This is a genomic window from Cyanobacterium sp. Dongsha4, assembly GCF_036345015.1.
In the GTDB taxonomy this organism is placed as follows: Bacteria; Cyanobacteriota; Cyanobacteriia; order Cyanobacteriales; family Cyanobacteriaceae; genus PCC-10605.
The window spans coordinates 1,888,707-1,908,067 of sequence record NZ_CP084098.1 but is presented as its reverse complement, the minus strand read 5'-3'; the positions used below and the strand labels follow the sequence as shown (position 1 = coordinate 1,908,067).

The 19,361-nt window shown below is 34.8% G+C and carries 15 protein-coding genes; 7 read left to right on the top strand and 8 right to left on the bottom strand.

Annotated features, from left to right (window positions below):
• Positions 1-60: 60 nt before the first annotated feature.
• Positions 61-1,368, top strand: a complete 1,308-nt coding sequence (gene hemL / locus Dongsha4_RS08205) for a glutamate-1-semialdehyde 2,1-aminomutase (RefSeq protein ID WP_330205188.1) — start codon at positions 61-63, stop codon at positions 1,366-1,368.
• Between the two features lie 144 nt (positions 1,369-1,512).
• Here hemL and Dongsha4_RS08200 read toward each other — a convergent pair whose 3' ends face one another.
• The 5 genes from Dongsha4_RS08200 to Dongsha4_RS08180 form a co-directional block, all read right to left on the bottom strand.
• The gene (locus tag Dongsha4_RS08200; protein ID WP_330205187.1) at positions 1,513-1,845 is read right to left on the bottom strand and encodes an STAS domain-containing protein; all 333 of its coding nucleotides are present in this window, start codon (positions 1,843-1,845) and stop codon (positions 1,513-1,515) included.
• A gap of 479 nt (positions 1,846-2,324) precedes the next feature.
• Positions 2,325-2,801, bottom strand: a complete 477-nt coding sequence (locus Dongsha4_RS08195; RefSeq protein WP_330205186.1) for an SH3 domain-containing protein — start codon at positions 2,799-2,801, stop codon at positions 2,325-2,327.
• A 48-nt stretch (positions 2,802-2,849) separates the two neighbouring features.
• On the bottom strand, positions 2,850-3,485 hold the full coding sequence (locus Dongsha4_RS08190) for an HAD family phosphatase (RefSeq protein ID WP_330205185.1): 636 nt from the start codon (positions 3,483-3,485) through the stop codon (positions 2,850-2,852).
• A gap of 95 nt (positions 3,486-3,580) precedes the next feature.
• The gene (locus tag Dongsha4_RS08185) at positions 3,581-4,951 is read right to left on the bottom strand and encodes an MFS transporter (protein WP_330205184.1); all 1,371 of its coding nucleotides are present in this window, start codon (positions 4,949-4,951) and stop codon (positions 3,581-3,583) included.
• A gap of 33 nt (positions 4,952-4,984) precedes the next feature.
• Positions 4,985-5,986, bottom strand: a complete 1,002-nt coding sequence (locus Dongsha4_RS08180; protein ID WP_330205183.1) for a serine hydrolase — start codon at positions 5,984-5,986, stop codon at positions 4,985-4,987.
• A gap of 277 nt (positions 5,987-6,263) precedes the next feature.
• On the opposite strand from Dongsha4_RS08180, the gene Dongsha4_RS08175 reads away from it, so the two are divergent.
• From Dongsha4_RS08175 to Dongsha4_RS08165, 3 genes are all read left to right on the top strand, one after another.
• Positions 6,264-7,709, top strand: coding sequence for a BCD family MFS transporter (locus tag Dongsha4_RS08175; RefSeq protein WP_099435481.1), 1,446 nt, complete (start codon positions 6,264-6,266; stop codon positions 7,707-7,709).
• 194 nt (positions 7,710-7,903) lie between these two features.
• A complete protein-coding gene (locus Dongsha4_RS08170) occupies positions 7,904-9,070 on the top strand; it encodes an imelysin family protein (protein ID WP_330205182.1) in 1,167 nt (388 codons plus the stop codon).
• Positions 9,071-9,104: 34 nt separating this feature from the next.
• Positions 9,105-10,487: a di-heme oxidoredictase family protein gene (locus Dongsha4_RS08165; protein WP_330205181.1), complete on the top strand. Its 1,383-nt coding sequence runs from the start codon at positions 9,105-9,107 to the stop codon at positions 10,485-10,487.
• A gap of 192 nt (positions 10,488-10,679) precedes the next feature.
• On the opposite strand, the gene Dongsha4_RS08160 is transcribed toward Dongsha4_RS08165, so the two are convergent.
• The 3 genes from Dongsha4_RS08160 to mreD form a co-directional block, all read right to left on the bottom strand.
• On the bottom strand, positions 10,680-11,513 hold the full coding sequence (locus Dongsha4_RS08160; RefSeq protein ID WP_330205180.1) for a carbohydrate ABC transporter permease: 834 nt from the start codon (positions 11,511-11,513) through the stop codon (positions 10,680-10,682).
• 69 nt (positions 11,514-11,582) lie between these two features.
• A complete protein-coding gene (locus Dongsha4_RS08155) occupies positions 11,583-12,329 on the bottom strand; it encodes a DUF561 domain-containing protein (RefSeq protein ID WP_330205179.1) in 747 nt (248 codons plus the stop codon).
• A gap of 259 nt (positions 12,330-12,588) precedes the next feature.
• Positions 12,589-13,116: a rod shape-determining protein MreD gene (gene mreD / locus Dongsha4_RS08150; protein WP_330205178.1), complete on the bottom strand. Its 528-nt coding sequence runs from the start codon at positions 13,114-13,116 to the stop codon at positions 12,589-12,591.
• 44 nt (positions 13,117-13,160) lie between these two features.
• Here mreD and Dongsha4_RS08145 point away from each other — a divergent pair, with 44 nt between their 5' ends.
• From Dongsha4_RS08145 to Dongsha4_RS08135, 3 genes are all read left to right on the top strand, one after another.
• Positions 13,161-14,285, top strand: a complete 1,125-nt coding sequence (locus Dongsha4_RS08145; RefSeq protein ID WP_330205177.1) for a class I SAM-dependent RNA methyltransferase — start codon at positions 13,161-13,163, stop codon at positions 14,283-14,285.
• A gap of 289 nt (positions 14,286-14,574) precedes the next feature.
• Positions 14,575-18,234, top strand: coding sequence for a chromosome segregation protein SMC (gene smc, locus Dongsha4_RS08140; protein ID WP_330205176.1), 3,660 nt, complete (start codon positions 14,575-14,577; stop codon positions 18,232-18,234).
• Between the two features lie 153 nt (positions 18,235-18,387).
• Entirely contained in the window at positions 18,388-19,275 is an 888-nt protein-coding gene (locus Dongsha4_RS08135; protein ID WP_330205175.1) for a bile acid:sodium symporter family protein, read from the top strand.
• The last annotated feature ends 86 nt before the right edge of the window (positions 19,276-19,361 follow it).

Sequence of the window (19,361 nt, the reverse complement as noted above, 5' to 3'; positions counted from 1 at the left end):
TGTCAGTAAAATATAGAGATTATAAATAAATAACCAAAAAAAGAAATAAGGGAGATTATTTTGGTAAATACAGTATCATTTAAAACTACTAAATCCGACGAAATCTTTGCCGCCGCCCAAAAATTAATGCCTGGAGGAGTTAATTCCCCTGTAAGAGCCTTTAAATCTGTCGGTGGACAACCTATTGTTTTTGACCGTGTAAAAGGTGCATATATTTGGGATGTGGATGAAAATAAATATATTGACTATGTTGGGACTTGGGGGCCTGCAATTTGTGGTCATGCTCATCCTGAAGTCATCAAATCTTTAAGTGAGGCTTTGGAAAAAGGTACAAGTTTTGGCGCACCTTGTTATTTAGAAAATATCCTCGCCGAAATGGTGATTGATGCAGTACCAAGTATTGAAATGGTGCGTTTTGTCAACTCTGGTACAGAAGCCTGTATTTCTGTTTTAAGATTGATGAGAGCCTATACAGGTAGAAACAAAATCATCAAGTTTGAGGGTTGTTATCATGGCCATGGTGATATGTTTTTAGTTCAAGCCGGTTCTGGAGTTGCCACCCTCGGATTGCCAGATTCTCCCGGAGTACCTAAAAGCGTTACATCCGACACTTTGACTGCACCTTATAACGATTTAGAAGCGGTGAAAAAATTATTTGCCGATAATCCTGATGAAATTGCAGGGGTTATTCTTGAGCCTGTAGTGGGCAATTCTGGTTTTATTGTTCCTGATGCTGGTTTCTTAGAAGGTTTAAGATTAATTACTGAGCAAAATGGTGCTTTATTGGTATTTGATGAGGTAATGACTGGTTTCCGTATTTCTTATGGTGGCGCTCAAGCTAAATTCGGTATCACTCCTGATTTAACAACTTTAGGTAAAGTTATTGGCGGTGGTTTACCAGTGGGTGCTTATGGTGGTAAAAAGGAAATCATGGCAATGGTTGCTCCTTCTGGCCCCATGTATCAAGCTGGTACTTTGTCTGGTAATCCTTTGGCTATGACGGCGGGAATTAAAACCCTTGAGCTACTACAAAAACCCGGCACTTATGAATATTTGGAAGAAATTACCCATAAACTTATAAGTGGTTTATTAACTATTGCTAAAAACACAGGTCATAAGGTTACTGGTGGTAATATTAGTGGTATGTTTGGGATGTTTTTCACTGGTGAAGAAGTTCATAATTATGATGATGCGAAAAAAGCTGACACCAGTAAATTCGCCCGTTTTCATAGAGGAATGCTTGAGAGAGGAGTATATTTAGCACCTTCTCAGTTTGAAGCTGGATTTACTTCTATTGCTCACACTGAAGAGGATATAAACCAAACTTTAGCAATGGCTGAAGAAGTGTTGAAAGGAATTCCTGCCTAACTAAATAAAGGTAAATAAGAACATTAGAGAGGTTGACAATTAAAAACAAAAAATAGATAATAATTGGTTGAATGCTGATAGCTGAACGCTAAACAGGGGGGCTTTCCCCCTTGTCACCTCTTCATTTATTAAAACACTTTTATTTTAAGCTGCGATCGAATCTTCACTGCGTAGTTGTTGCCTATAATCCTTGTCTCTTATGCCGATAACCTTATCTAAACGGCTAATTTCAAATATCATCTTCACCGAAGGAGAAACATTGAAAAGATATAAGTTTTTCTCCTGTTTTTTTGCTTCTTGATAAACACGCACCAGAGCAATCAAACCACTAGAATCAACAAACTCAACACCTTTAAAATCAACAACAACATCCTTTTCCTTTGTGTTGTCGATAAATCTTAATAACTGTTCTTGAAATTGACTTTCATTGTTGTGGTCAATTATTCCTTGTGGTGTACAAATTTGTTGATTATTCATAACTGGTAGGACTCCTCATTATAGTATGATGATCAATTCTAAATTTTATCAGTAATAAAACTAGGATTTTATCATAGTGGTAATGATAATATGTTTTGGAAAATTTTGCTCAATAATTTATATTCCTAAGAAAAAAATCTTCAATGAAATTTAACTAAGAATTGCATTTTCGAGAAAAAACAAGGTGATAACTATAGTTTTACAGTAAAATAGACTTTACCATGAAAAATATAGATATTGTTATATTATTCCAATTTTAGATTTTTATATCAAAAAATTTCCTTTACCTAGAAAAGTGTAATTTAGAATACATTTATTTAATTAAAAGATATTAATAGTAAGATAATCATTAAACAAATCTGTAATAACATCAATAATTAAATACAATTATTTTTCCTAGATTAATTTGATGTCTTTTATGTTCCCACAATTTAAGAAAACGTCAATATTAAACTTATTTCCTGATTTTTTGAAAAAGTCTAATCTATTTTTTCGATATTACCTGCTTTAACCCAACCTTCTTGCCCACTGCTAGGAATACGAATTTTTTGCCAACCGCCATCGTCACTTGTTCCAAGAATGATAATTTCCCAGTTATAACCCACTCCTCCTATTCTTTCTGAATCGATTCCGGGTTCTGCTCTTAAACTTAAACCAGTTGACCATATAACTTTACCCCTATATGCTCCTTCTGGTAAATCCTCTGTTTCATTGGTTGTGGTTTCTTGTGTCTGTTTAACTGTTTCTTCCGTTGCTGTTGTTGTTTCTGTTTGATTGGCAGATTCAGATTGTGGGGTTTCTTCTACGGATGACTTTTCTTCTGAGAAATTCGGTTTAGGGGGATTACTTGAGACTTGGGTTAGGAAAAAATATGCCCCCCCTGCAATTCCTGCCGTGAAAAGAATTATTCCGAGGAAAAAACCGATTAAAAATTGGAACAAGCTCGATATACTCATCTTTGAATGATTGGAAAATGTGAGATTTTAATAGTAGATATTAGCAAATTATTTATGGAAGGGAAAAATTTTATCTAAATTCATTACAGGATTCATATGTATTGTTTGTAAACCGTATTTCTTTGCTTCGATCACATTACGATAATTATCATCGATAAATAGGGTACGAAGGGGATTAAGTTTTGAGGTTTTGACAACATAATCATAAATTGCTTGGTCAGGTTTATGTAAACTTATTTCATGGGAATAATATATTTTCTCAAACAAGGATTCAAAAGTATATTCCTTTACACTTTGGGCAAATCTTTTTTTTACTTCTCGAATATGAATGGGATTAGTGTTACTTAGGATAAATGTTCTTTTTTCTAGTTTAATTTTAGCTAGTAATTCTCCCATATATGCAGGAACATGGTTGAGCATTTGATTCCAAATATTTTCTATTTCTACTAAATCTAAATCAATTTGTGCTATTTTTTTGATAGCAGATAAAAAGGTGACATCTTCTATTTTTCCTATTTCGTATTCGTAGGCTATTTGTTTTAATTCAGATAGTAATTCTTGATCATTTCGGGGACTAATTTTTAACAGTCTTTGATAAGGGCTTTCCATTTCTACATCTATAATTACCCCACCCAAATCAAAGATTATCGCCTCAATATTATCTAAGTTAATTTGATTTTCCATGACATCTTTTACAACATATAAATCAAGATCTTAATTTTATTTTTCCTATTCCTTTTTTTTCTTACTTTTATTAAGAAACTTCAATAAAAAATTAATTATTTTACTGCATATAAATCATTACTTATACCCCATGCAAATTTCCATGAGTTGGCTATATTTTTGTTACTAAAACCGATAAAAATTAACAAAGCTGCGATCGCCATTAATGCTGTCACACCAAAGAGTACACGATAGCCAAAATCAAGAATTAAGCTACCTAAAACGGGGCCACCGAGGGCAACCCCCACATCAAAACCACTAACACACACTGCGAATACTTTACCACGTTCGATCGCACTGCAACGATCTGAAATTAACGCAAGGGTAATGGGAACTAATACACCTGCACCTACTCCTTCTAATATTGCCGAAAGAATCAACATCATATTATCTTGAACAAAGGTGAGGAAAATCATTGATAAGATATAGCAGATTAGGCTACCACTGATGAATAAACCTCTACCATATTTATCCGATGCCCTACCTGAAAGAAAACGTACTGCAAAAGATGCGATCGCAGCCGCAGTATAAAAGAAACCAACATTAAAGTTAAGTCCCAAATCTCGGATATATAAGGGTAAAAATGTGACTAAAGTACCAAAAAGACAACCAATTAAGAGTAAAACTAAAGCAGGTACAGCAAAAGACGCACTAAAAATTAACTCTTTAAAATCACGATTAATCAAAGACTCCTTACTTAATACCTCCCCCGACACAGAAATATTTTGATTTTTATCAACTTGAGAATCTAACTCTCGAATCTGACAAGCCAAAATTAACGCCATTAAACCGCAACTTGCCGAAAGGAGAAATAAAAACTCATAACTGGTGTAAGCCTCTAAAAATCCCCCCATAGCAGGGCCTATGGCCATTCCAATTGGCACTGCCAAACTCATATAACCAATTAACTCCCCTTTTTGTTTCGGGGGCGATAAATCTACCACTAAAGCACTATAACCCGTAGTAAAAGCCGCAATACTCACCCCATGAAAAGCACGAGTAATCATTAATTCCGATAAAGAATCAAAAAATAAATATCCTAAAGGTGCAATAAAAGCAACAATTGTACCAATGATAATTACAACCTTACGACTAGGATAATCAACTAATTTCCCCAAGAAGCGACGAAAAAAACGGAGAATAAAATTATTAATCCCAGAAGGAAAAGGAAGATAATTAATAAATTTTTGTAAACCTTCGTCTGCTAATTTTCCTAACCATACACGAGATAAAAGTAAACCAATGGCAAAACAGCCCATTATGTAACCTACTTGCTTCACCGTTGCCCCTATATTTTGAAGATAAGAAGGCAGAGTGGGAATTAGGCTAGTTAAACTCATCCAAAAAAACAAAGCACAGAAAAAGAGAATAAATAAATTAACTAACTTATCTCTTTCAACGGCTTTAAAGGTATTGATAAAACTCACAATAGTTAAGAAGGTTAATTTTGTTACAAAACTTTATCTTCCATTGTAGATTGCATTTTCAATAATTTTCAGACTAGCTTTAACAGAATTGAGAAAGTCATTAGAAATATCGGCGGTTTTTTTGCCCGTAGAATCTTCCCAATTAATCATAAAAGAATAATAAGCCCATGTATCCCTACAAAAATTAACACCCCCTGCCAAACATAAAGCGTATTGGGGTTTTAAATCGATGCTTCCCCCTTTAACATAACCAATCGCCCCAGAAGGAATAAATTTATCTAAAACGGCAGGAAGTCTCAATATGCGTTTAAATTCCGTTAAGGTTTCTTCTTGTTTAAAAAACTCTCCTTGTAAAGCACGACTATAAAAACTAACAAAATCAGTAGAAGATGCGATCGAGCTTTGTTCTTGATTCATAATACTTCTAGTGGGTAAATTAGGATTATTCATCTCTTGATTTATCTTTTCCCATCCCCAATCCTCACCATTTTTCGCCCCTAAAAGATAAGAAAACATCACACTAATGCTATCGGGAATTAAAGTATTTGTTAAACCGATTTCGGTAATAAATTCTCTCACCGCTTGAGGAGTGACATAAGTCATAATCAAATCTGTTGCTGTATTATCACTGTGCATCATCATCGCCTCTAGGGCAATCAAAGCAGTGGTTTTACCCGATAAACCGCCAAAAACTGGGCTAGAAAGCACTCTCACATCATCATTTATCACCAACTCCTCATCAAAATTAACCTTTCCTTCCTCCATTTGTCGCAAAAATACTGTTAAGACAAAAACTTTGAAACTACTACCACAAAAAAGAGGAATATCACTGTTAAGAGAAACATCCATAGAATTACCTTGGCTTACTGCTTTTATCTTCATAGTTGACTTACCGGGTAAATTCGTAAATAAAGGAAGAATTTTTGCTTCTAAATCATCAGAATTAATTGCTTTACTTATCATAGGAGTAAAAAAAGTACCTGCAGAAGCTAAAGTCAAAATAGAGATAAAATCACGACGAAACCACTTAACCATAATCAACCTCTGACAAAACTAAAATTAAAATCAATTTATATAACCTGAGTTTGAGATAAATTTTCATCTATGGAGTGATAGTGAAAAGGGCAAGGGGCAAAGGTAAATAGTTAATAATAACTTATAACTTCAAACCCTGATAACTATCCTTAATCCGATATTCTTAAACCGAACTGAGGTTAACTTAGAGAGTAAAATTCTTTCTATATTCTTAGAGTTACTTTCATCTTAATTGCTCATCGACGTAAAATTTATTGAGAAAAATAACAAAATAACAATGACAAGCAATAATTATCAATCTATCTCTTTATCAGACACAACCATTCCGAAAGTTAATACTCTAACTATGTTTCGCTTAGGTTTATTTAACTTAGGTATTGGCTTAATTTCTGTGTTAACCCTAGCAGTCTTAAATCGAGTCATGATTGCAGAGTTGGGTATTCCTGCCTCTATTGCCGCAGGGGTATTAGCGATTTCTCAATTAGTGTCTCCTACTCGTATTTGGTTAGGGCAATTATCCGATGGCAAAAAATTATTTGGTTTTCATCGCACAGGATATATTCGTTTAGGAGTCATTATTTCAGGTATTGCTATTTTCTTCGCTATTCAACTGGTATGGTTGTTGGGGAGTAATATCGTCATTAATAATGGTTGGCAATGGAATAATGTGACGATTTTTGTTAGCATTCTTTTGGCAATTGTTTTTGTTATTCAAGGCATTGCAACGGGAGCTTGTTCAACTCCTTTCACTGCTTTGTTAGTAGATATTTCCGATGAAGATAATCGCTCAAAAATTGTGGCTACCATTTGGTCAATGTTGATGGTAGGTATTGTTATTGGGGGTATATCGGGAAAAATTTTGTTAAATAATTTGTCGGGGGTAGAAGGTGAGGGAATACCTTTAGCAACTTTACAAGCTCCTATTAACAGTATTTTCTTTGTTGTACCGATAATTGTGGTGATTTTGACTTTGGTGGCAACTTGGGGAGTGGAAAAAAAATATTCTCGTTTTCGGCAACGCTCATCTTTTCAAGATAGAGAGGAGGGAGTTAGTTTTAAAAAAGCTCTCAAAATATTAACTTCTTCTCGTCAAACTGGTATTTTCTTCTCTTTTTTGGTGATGATTACTCTTAGTTTGTTTATGCAGGAAGCGGTTTTAGAGCCTTATGGGGCAGAGGTTTTTAATATGCCCATAGGAGATACTACTTTATTAAACTCTTTTTGGGGAGTGGGTATTTTATTGGGATATGGCACAACAGGTTTTTTAGTAGTTCCTCGTTTGGGTAAAAATAATACTACTCGTTTAGGTTGTATTTTAGTAGCTTTATCTTTTGGTTTAATTATTCTTTCAGGTTTAACTCAAACTCCTTCTGTATTAAAAGGGGCTATGGTGTTGTTTGGTATTGCGGCCGGAATTACGACTATCGGGGCAATTAGTTTAATGCTTGATTTAACGGCGGCTGAGACGGCTGGAACATTTGTGGGGGCTTGGGGGTTAGCCCAATCTTTATCTCGTGGTATCGCCATCGCTGTGGGGGGATGGATTCTCGATTTAGGGCGTTTTTTGTTTAATAATCCTTGGTTAGCTTATAGCTTGGTTTTTGTTTGTGAAGCCTTATGTATCATAGGTGCGATCGCACTTTTAAATCGGGTTAATGTTCAGGAATTTCAAGCTACTACCCGTAAAGCAACAGCTATGGTGATGGAAGGAGATTTAGATTAGTTAACCTTTGTTGGGCATAAAAATATTGGATAAAAGCAAGTTGGGGGTTGAACAATATTCAATCCTTAACTATTAATAAATATTTGCAAGAAGCCTCAAACTTCGTTAGACTTTTAATTGACTATTTAATAAAAAATATTATCAATAAATATTCAGTAGATTAAAAGATTCGATCGATAAATTGCAAAAAAGTTATGAAAAAATATTATTGGCATAGTGCTGTTACATCAGTAATAGTATTGACTGGTGTTTTCGGTTTATCTAACTCCACCGTTGAAGCTCAAGGCAATTCTGATATAGAACAAAATTCTAATGGTATTAGTCAGCAAAGACAATTATTAGCCCTTAATCAAAATCAAGACTCCTTCAAATTAGAGATAATAAAAGATTTTACTAACTATGTTATCCTACCTACTTATGAACAATTAGCAGTTAAAGCTGAACAACTATCTCAAACAATTGATAATTTTGTTGCTAATCCTAACTTAGATACTCTCAAAAATGCTCAAAACACATGGATAGAGACTCGTATCCCATGGGAGCAAGGAGAAAGTTTTGCTTTTGGACCGGCGGATTCGTTAGGATATGATGGGGATTTGGATGATTGGCCTGTTAATGAAGTGGATGTGCAAGGGGTGATAAGCAATAAGCAAAAATTAACTCTTAATGACATTAATAATCTTCAAACAACACAGAAAGGCTTTCACACCATTGAATTATTACTCTTTGGCACGAATAAGAATAAACAGGTACAAGATTTCACTCCTCAAGAATTAGCTTATTTACAATTATTAGCCCAAGCCTTTGAGAATACTTCTCAGGAATTATTAAATAGTTGGTCAAAAGGAGTTCAAGGTTATCCTCCTTATAAAGATATTCTTTCCACTGCAGGAAATTTGGATAATCCTGCTTATCCTACCATTCAAGCCGCTTTTGAAGAAATTGCTCAAGGCATAATAGGTTGTTTAGATGAAGTGGGCAACGATAAAATTGGTATTCCCTTAGAGGCACAAACTACAGATGAGCTTGAAAGTCGTTTCAGTCATACTTCTCTTAATGATTTCAAAAATAATTTAATCAGTGTCAAAAACGCCTATTTAGGTACATTATCGGATAACTCTCATTCAGAATCAGTACAAAGTTTGAGTTTATGGGTAGCTTCCCAAAATCCTAGCCTCGATAAAAGAGTCAAATCTGAAATAGAAAATGCGATCGCATCTTTAGACGCTATTCCAGCCCCCATCGAAACTAATATAAATAATCCGAAGGTATTAAAACAAATGGAAGAAGCAAAAAAATCGGTTTTGCAACTGTTTCAAACAATGGAAAAAGACGTTTTACCCCTAATCCAAAACTCATAAATTCATCATCAATTAGACAGACAAATTAAATATCATGAAATTTCAGATTCTAGCAGAGAAATTGCTAAAGTTTTTGAGCTTATTCTTTGTTGCGATAATTATGACAGTATTAGTTTCTGGAAACCTAAAAGCATATGATAATAATGAACTTTTGGGAGGGAAAACAACAGTATTTAACAGAACATCTAGTGCTTATGAGCAACATAGTGCAGGATTAAACCCAGAGCAAATACAACGTCATCGAGATGGAGATATGGCATTTGAGGCAGTCTTTGTAACTCCTCCTGCAACGGTTAATGCTGGTTTAGGACCATTATTTAATAATTCTTCTTGTGCTGGTTGTCATATACGCAACGGCAGAGGATTACCAAAAAAAGGACAAATATTAGCAAGAGTTAGTCAAGATAAAATAACCTCTCTAACATCTCCTCTGAACTATCATTTAGAAAAATCCGTCTATATGGATAATACTCCTCCTGTACCTGGTTTAGGCACTCAAATTCAAGATTTAGGAGTATATGGTTATTCTCCAGAAGCGGAGGTAAATATTAATTGGCTAGAAATCCAAGAGAGTTATGGCGATGGTAAGCCTTACAGTTTACGTTATCCTCAAGCACAAATAACCTTAAAAAATGGAAAACCACTATCTTCAGATGTGCAAACTTCTTTAAGAATACCATCTCCTGTTTTCGGTGTCGGTTTGTTAGAAGCCATTGAAGAAGAAGACATATTAGCCTTAGCAGATGAAAAAGATACAAATAAAGATGGTATCTCAGGTAAAGCAAATCGAGTGTGGGATGAGGAAAAGCAATCTTTAGCTTTAGGGCGTTTTGGTTGGAAAGCAAATCAACCGAATCTTTTACAACAAAGTGCTTCTGCTTATGTTAATGATATGGGAGTAACAAACCCTCTGTTTCCTGAAAATGATGGCTCTATGGATATAGATGAGCAAATTTTGACAGATGCGACATTTTATGTGCAAACTTTAGCAGTACCAGCACGAAATTTAGTCAACTCTGCTCAGGTAAAAAAAGGAGAAAAGCTATTTGCTGAAGCTAATTGTATTGGTTGTCATGTAACAACTTTAAAAACTGGAAATTATTTTGTAAATGCGATCGCACATCAAACAATTCATCCCTACAGCGATTTATTATTACACGACATGGGAGAAGGATTAGCAGATAATCGTCCTGATTTTCAGGCTTCAGGAAAAGAATGGCGCACTACACCTTTATGGGGTATTGGTGTAACTCAAACGGTTTTGCCATACTCTGGCTATCTTCATGATGGACGTGCTAGAACTTTAGAAGAAGCTATTTTATGGCATGGTGGGGAGGCACAGACTTCTAAGGAAATTTTCCGTAATATGGCTCAAGATGATCGTATTGCTTTAATTCGCTTCTTGAAATCTCTTTGATAATGCTTTATTGCCTCAGTTGTTTAGCAGAAAATATCGGATAAGTGCTATTTTATCTGAGTTCGGGATGAATGTTCATCTATCAGTGATGGAGAAAAGGGCAAAGGGTAAACCTTGTCTCGCTTAAATAGGGGGGAGGGTAAGAGGCAACAGTGTTTAATTAATTTCTAACTCTTAACTCCTAATTATTTTTTATCCCTTCACTCCTGTATTAGCATCATTAGGGATAATGTAACGTTGCAAAGTAATAAATAAAACTAAAACTGGAACTAAAGAAATTATCGAACCTGCGGCAATAAAACGCCAATTTAAGTCCAAAGAACTAGCTAAAGATGCAACTCCTAATGGTAAAGTATAGTAGTCGGGGCGATCGAGGATGATAAGAGGCCAGAGAAAATCACTCCAAGAACCAATAAAAACAAAGATAGCAAGGGTAATAATTGCAGGGCGAATAGCAGGTAACATAATATGCCACCAAATACCTAATTCACTACAACCGTCCATTCTTCCTGCTTCTTCTAACTCTTTTGGCACTCCCTGAAATGCTTGTCGTAGTAAAAATATACCAAAAGCCGAAGTAATTTGTGGCAAAATCAAACCTAAATAGTTATTTTTTAGACCTAAATTAACCGCAAAAATATACAGAGGAATCATCACAATTTGAAAAGGAATCATGATAGTTGCCACGATTAAGACGAAAATAAAATCTCTACCTTTAAATTCCAATCTGGCTAAAGGATAAGCGGCTAAAGCACAAAATAATAAGTTTAAACTAACAGTTAAAACCGCACTAATACTACTATTTAATAAATACTTACCAAAGGGGTAATTTTGCCAAACTAAAACAAAATTTTCAAGGGTAAATTGTTGCGGAATAAATTGAGGCGGAAATGCAAAAATATCTTCTCCTGCAGACTTAAAAGAGGTACTTAATAACCAAAACAAGGGAAATAACATTGCTAGGGCAATTATTATTAATAAGATATAAATGGTTATAATCTGAATTAAAGTTTTTTTATTGCCCATTATTTCTTTTATTTGTCAAAATCTGTTAATTTTAACTCTCAATTTCCAACTCCGAACTCATAATCTGTGTTACATAGATACTTTTGCAGAAGCAGTATTTAAAGCCTCAACTAAACTGCGTACTACAGCAATCATAGCAACTTGGTCATTTAATTTGTTGATAGCAGAGCCAACACCAATACCAGAAGCACCAGATGCGATCGCCATAGGAGCAGTAACATCAGATAAACCTGAAGCACACATAACAGGTACTTCAACCGCACGGGATAGGGCATAAGCGGCGGCGAGGGTAGGAGATGCTTTTTCAATTAATCCTAAAATACCGCTATGATTGGGGTTAGAGCTTGTGCCACCTTCGGTTTGAATAATATCTGCACCAGAAGCAACTAAAGCCTGTGCTAACTCAACTTGTTCATCAAGGGCTAAAATATGAGGTACAGTGACAGAAAGGGTTGTTTCAGGCAATAATTTACGGGTTTCACGGGTTAAGTTTAAAACATCTTCTGCGGAGAAAGTAATACCTTGAGCATAAAAACTATCAAAGTTACCGATTTCAACCAAATCCGCTCCATTTTCTACTGCTTGAGCTAAAATTTCAGCAGAAACGGCAGAAACACAGATAGGAAGACTGATTAGCTGACGTAAAGTTTTAATTAAATCCATATCCGCCGCAATATCGACAAAGGTTGCACCACCTAACTCAGCAGACTTACATATAGCAGTTACATTTTCAACATCGAAGTTATTTAAACCGCTAATCACTTTTAGAGCTTTTTTTGAGGCGAAGGCTTGAGCTAATTTAGAATTATTAATCATCTTAGAATTTATTGGTATCTCTAACTTTTAGAATGCTAATTATAGCAAAATAGGGACAACCGATCAAAAGGCAATGGGAATTAGTAATTAAGACAAAGCAAGAGAGAAACTTCTCTGTGTCTCCCCTTAAATGAAACCCCTTGCCTCTCGAGGGGGTAGGGCAAAAGTGTTTAATTAACCTTTCCTCCTCTCCCCATCCCTAAATATTCCAACACCTGCAACCGTTAAGCCTGACACCCGAAACCTGACACCTCTTTCCTTATCGCCCCTTTTTCTCACTTGTTTTATTAACAAGATAATTCAACGGGTAATAAACTAAGGGAGTCCATAAACTGCTTATAATAGCGGAGGTAAGAGAGTTTTTCTGATAGTTTAACCATATATCGGTTAAAGGTACTTGAGTTTGTATGCTATATTGAAGGGCGATGATGGTTTCGTTAATAATTGCCATGCCAAAGACTATCAACATAATCGAAATTAAGTCTTCTTTAATATACTCTTTACCATAAACATTGCTGGTAAATATTCCTACTACCAATAAACCTAAAACATGAGAGGGAAATACTCCTGTTAAGCTATCCCATATTAACCCTAAACAGATAGATGCGATCGCACTTTGCCAAAGATTACGTCTGACACTCCATGTAACAAGCCAGATTAAAAGCCAATTGGGGGTAACTCCTAATAATTCCAGCCCTGAAACTCTCACCATTAATAATATACAACAAGCTGCGATCGAGACAACGATAATTAATCTTTGCCACCAAAAATTTTGCCACACCTTCATTTTTTTATAAAATAATAGGAATATATCAATTAGTATTTATCATAGTGACTACATCTTATTTTGCCACTACTTCCAGAGGGTTGGAAGAAATTACCGCCCAAGAATTAACCACATTGGGGGCGAAGGAAGTTAAAACCGACTTTACAGGAGTACATTTTCAGGGAGATAAAGAATTATTATATCGAGTAAATCTTTGGGGACGAACTATTTTTCGTGTTTTGAAACCTATCGCTACAATAAAAAGTCAAACTCCACAACAGTTATTTCGCAATGTACAGAAAATTGATTGGTCAGAATTTTTACAACCTCAACAAACTTTAGCCATTCGTTGTACTGGTAAAAATGATCAACTAAATCATAGCCATTTTACTGCTATTCAAATCAAAAATGCCATCGTTGAACAACAACAAAAATATCATAAAGTGCGATCGAACATTGATACTGATTCTCCCGACATAGTCATTAACGCCCATATTCATCACGATGAATGTATCCTTAGCTTAGATAGCACAGGAGAAAGTCTGCATCGACGAGGTTATCGCCCTGCGGTAGGATTAGCACCTCTCAAAGAAACTCTAGGGGCGGCGTTACTATACATAGCAGAATGGGATTCAAGCATACCATTATATGATCCTTTTTGTGGTTCAGGTACTATCCTTATTGAAGGGGCATTAATGGGTTTAAATATTGCACCCGGATTATATCGTCATCAGTTTTGCTTTGAAAATTGGCAAGACTATGATCATAATTTATGGCAACATTTGATTGATGAAGCAAGGAAAAGTCAAAAAACAGATTTACCTCCTATTGTCGGCACAGACATTGATAGTAGTATTATTAAACAGGCTCAACATAATGCTAAAACCTGCCAAATTGCTAATCACGTCGAATTTTTCCAACGCCACTTAGTGGATGCCACTCCTCCTGCCGAGTCGGGAATTTTGATTTGTAATCCTCCCTACGGTAAACGCCTTGAAGATACTGAAGCCTTATTCCCTTTATATAAACTTTTAGGAGATATTTTGAAACAACGTTTTAAAGGTTGGACAGCTTATATCTTAACAGGTAATAAACTATTAACTAAAAAAGTTGGTTTAAGGACTTCCCGTCGTATTGCCATTAATAATGGTGGCATAGATTGCACCTTATTAAAGTACGAATTGTATTAACAAAGGGCAATTAGTTAATAGTTAATAGTTGATAATTAAGAATTAAAAACTCCGAACTCCGAACTCCTAACTCCGAACTCCTAACTCATTTCTCCCTCTCCCCTCATCACCTCATCACCCTAACACCTGCAATCTGACACTGATACCCAGACAAAACTTTTTCATCAACCCCTATTTATGATATATTTATACATCTTTAAAAATTTTGATGTTAGTAGTAAATTACTAACCATAAATCGAAGTTAAGTTTTCCTCGTCTCAATTTCTATATTCCGAATCGAATTGCTATATGGTGCATATTAAACAAGTTGAATTGTCAAGATTCAAGTCTTTTGGTGGTAGTAATATAGTTCCTTTTTTAACTGGATTTACGGTGATTTCAGGTCCTAACGGTTCGGGAAAATCAAATATTTTAGATGCTTTATTATTCTGTTTAGGTTTGGCTAGTTCAAAGGGAATGAGGGCAGAAAGATTACCAGATTTGATTAATAATAGCCAAAAAACCAATAGTAAGAGTATTGAAACTGTGGTTTCTGTCGTATTTGATTTAGAAGATTTAAGCAGTTTAAATAATCCTTTATTAGCAGATAATGACAATAGTAAGAGTGAAGAAGAATCAGAGACAAAATTCAACCTTGATAGTCAAACGGAATTAAAAATTACCCGTCGCCTAAGAGTCACTAAAGGGGGAAGCTATGCCTCTACCTTCTATATTAATGATATGCCTTGTACGGCTACAGAATTACATGAGCAGTTAAGTCGTCTTCGCATTTATCCTGAAGGTTATAACGTGGTTTTACAAGGGGATGTTACCCGTATCATTACCATGAATGGCAAGGAAAGACGAGAAATTATTGATGAATTAGCAGGTGTTGCAGAGTTCGATCGCAAAATTGAGCAAACTAAAACCACTTTAGAGGCAGTGAGGGAGAGGGAGGAAAAATGTCATATCATCCAAGAAGAATTAATCCAAAATAGTGCCAGATTAAAGCAAGATTCCGAAAAAGCGGCAAAGTATCAGAAAATTAAAGCCCAAATACAGGAGAAAAAACAATGGGAAATAGTGATTAATTGGCGTTGCTTATTGCAAGAAAAAGAAGACTATCAAAAGCAATTAAATGACATAGATATTCAGCAAACAAAAACTCAAGCAAGTTTAGTTAAAATTCAAGAAAAAATTGATTTAACTCAAGGAGAATTAGTCACCCTTAATCAGCAAGTTAAGGCATTGGGTGAAGATGAGCAAATAAGTATCGCATCTCAACTAGCTACGGAGAAACTAAAACAAGAAAATCTAGTCAAACGGAAACAGGAGTTAGTTAACCTTGAAAAAGAAGCAACCATTAAACAGGAAGAATATCAACGGAATATTAAACAGAATCAACAGGAAATCTCGACTTTAAGCAACGAAATTGAATCTTTAGAAAATAACCTTATTCCTCAGTTAGAAAATAGTAAAAATGAAAGTAAACAAATCTTAGATGAAACGAAGAAAAAAGCCCAAGCCATTGCATCTCAATCCCAAGCATGGGTTAACCAACAAACAGAATTAAATCAACAAATAAATGCCTTGCAAGGAGTCTTAAATCCTCAACTAACTAAACAGGCATTATTAACAGAAAGATGTAGTCAATTACAGGCAACTATTCAACAGGAAAACCAACAACTAGCCCATTTAGAAGATACTATCATCGCCAAAAATGAAGAAATTAATAGCTTAACTCAGCAAATAGCAGTATCAGAGACGAGTATTCAGAATATAGCCGAAAAATTGGCAAAAATTGAAGCGGAAATCTTTTTAAATCAGGAAACCTTAACTCGTCTCGAAAATGAGCAAAGAGACAAACAAAGACAATTAGACAAATTAGAAGCTACTCGTCAGGCGCAACAGGAGGCACAAGGCACTTATGCTAGTAAAATTATCCTTAATTCGGATTTACCCGGTGTTTGCGGTTTGGTTGCCCAATTGGGGGAGGTAGAGTCGCAGTATCAATTAGCATTGGAAATTGCCGCTGGAAGTCGTCTCGGTTTTATCGTGGTAGAGGATGACAGTATCGCTTCTATGGCGATTAAGCTATTAAAGCAACAACGGGCTGGAAGGGCAACTTTTTTGCCTTTAAATAAGATTAACGCCCCTCGGATTCATTTGCCTAATAATTTACTGAAAACAAGGGGATTTGTGGATTTAGCCCTGAATTTAGTGGATTTTGAGCCGATTTATCAGCCTATTTTTGCCTATGTTTTTGGCAATACTATGGTATTTGAAAATTTAGACACCGCTAGAAATTTGATTGGGCAACATCGCATTGTCACCCTTGATGGTGAATTATTGGAAATCAGTGGCGCGATGACGGGGGGAAGTGTGTCGCAAAAATCATCCCTACATTTTGGTAAGGTTTCGGCTTCTGAGAGTGAAGAATTTAGGGAATGGCGCGATCGCATCTCTGAAATTGAAAACATTAAGCCCCAGCTTACCATCACAATATCTCAAAAAAGAGAAAAAATCAAGAGCCTATCGGAAGAATTAAATCAAGCAAGACAAAATCGACAAAAACAGCAATTAATGTTAGAGCAAAATCAAGGAGAAATTAGCCGTTTAGAAAGAGAAAAAGAAAATATTATTGAGAGTAACGCTAATAACTATCAACAATTAGTAACAGGTACACAAGAGTTAAATAGTCTGCAAGAAAAACTACCCCAATGGCAAAGGGAATTAGAAGAAAAACAAGCACAATTAAAAGAATTAGAATCTAGCTTTGATAACGAAGAATGGCAACAATTACAACAGCTAATTAATGAGCAAGAATCAGTGTTAGAAGAAAAGCAATTAGTTTTAAGTGAAAATAAAGAAAAATTACGAAATTTAGTTAATAAGCAAAGTCAATTAGAGAAAGAATTAAAAGCTAGTGAAGACAAAATGAATGACTTATTACATAATCAACAGAGACAAGAAGAAGAAGCAGTTAATCTTCATCAAGAGTTAGAAATAGTTAGTCAAAATATAGCTAAATTTGAGCAACAAGTTCAAGGCTTATTGGAAAAATTGCAACAGGCAAAAGCAAAAAGAGATAAACAAGAGCAAGAATTAAAGAAAATTGAAAATGAGCAAAAAAACCTCCAATGGAAGTTAGAAAAATTTGTTTTACAACATCAAGAATATCAAACTAAAATCAGTCAATTAAACTCTCTCATTCAAGAGGTAGAAACTAATTTACCTAATCCGCTACCTGAAATTCCCTTTTTAGTTAATACTGGTTTAAAAGAAGGTATGGGACAAAAAATAACCTTTGCTAATCTGAAGGAACAATTGGAACAAATTAAACTAGAAATAAGTAAACTAGAGAAAAAATTAGAGGCTTTAGAGCCTGTTAATATGTTAGCATTAGAACAGTTTGAAAAGAATCAAGAAAGACTAGAAGAATTATCGGAAAAACTCACAACTTTAGAGGGAGAAAGGACAGAATTACTATTAAGAATCGAAAACTTTACTACTTTAAGACTGAGGGCATTTAAAGAAGCCTTTGACGCAGTAAATGAGAATTTTAAAAATATTTTTGCTACTCTTTCTGATGGAGATGGTTACTTAAAATTAGAGGATGAAAATAATCCTTTTAATGGTGGTTTAACTCTCGTTGCTCACCCCAAAGGAAAAGCAGTGCAGAGATTAAGTTCCATGTCGGGGGGTGAAAAATCTTTAACGGCATTAAGTTTTATTTTCGCTTTGCAAAGATACCGCCCTTCTCCTTTTTATGCCTTTGATGAAGTGGATATGTTTTTAGATGGTGCGAATGTGGAAAAACTATCTAAAATGATTCAACGACAGGCAAAAGATGCTCAATTTATTGTAGTGAGTTTAAGAAGACCAATGATTGAGGCTTCACAAAGAACTATCGGAGTGACACAAGCCAGAGGGGCTTATACGCAAGTATTGGGAATTAATCTTAATTAACCTTTATTAACTCTTGTGTTTTTTCCTTTTCAAGAAATTAGTGATTTAAGAACAATACATCTAATAATATTATCTCAATAAATAACCATTAATAAAAGTAGAATAATAAAGTAAAATAAGCAAAATTTTCAATATTATTTAATTTTTAAAATAATGGAATCAAATTTTTTAACAGCCATTTTTCTGCCTTTAGCTTTGTTTATTATAATGCTAGGCATGGGTCTTAGTTTGACATTAGATGACTTTAAACGAGTTTTTGTTGAACCAAAAGCAGTCATCATTGGTTTAATTGCCCAATTAGTTATGTTACCAATTATTGGATATTTTTTAGCTTTAGTTTTTCAACTTGCCCCAGAATTAGCCATCGGAGTGATGATATTGGCTACTTGCCCCGGAGGTTCAACTTCTAATATGATTACTTACCTAATAAAGGGAAATGTTGCTTTATCCATTACTTTAACAGCAATAACTAGCCTAGTTACAATATTTACTATCCCTTTACTAATTAATCTTTCCATGACCAAGTTTATGGGAGAAGGAGTAACACTACAACTACCCATCGGAAAAACTATTCTTCAAATAGCTGTAATCACCCTTATACCCATTTCTTTAGGTATGTTAATACATTACTATTCACCTAAATTAGCAACAGTTTTTGAAAAAGGAGTAAAATGGCTTTCCTTATTTTTTTTAGGAATAATTATCTTTGGTTTATTGCTTAAAGAGAAAGAAAATGTCGGTAACTTCTTTTTACAAGTAGGTGGGGTAACTTTGACTCTTAATATATTGACTATGATCTTAGGATATACTCTAGCAAGTATTTCTAACCTTGATCAATCCAGTCGTAAATCTATTACAGTAGAAGTTGGTATTCAAAATGGGACATTAGCCATTGCTATTGCTACAACTTTATTAAATATGCCTAATATGGCAATTCCGGCGGCAATATATTCACTAATAATGTTTGTAACAAGTGCGATTTTCGGTTGGTTGCTAGGAAAAAACCTAATACTCGATTATAAAAAATTCCCAAAAAATTAAGATTTGCTTTGCTCTAAAATCAACACAATTAGAAGTAAGGAGTTTAACACATCAAAACTCTCAATACCCATAATTAATGGAGTCAT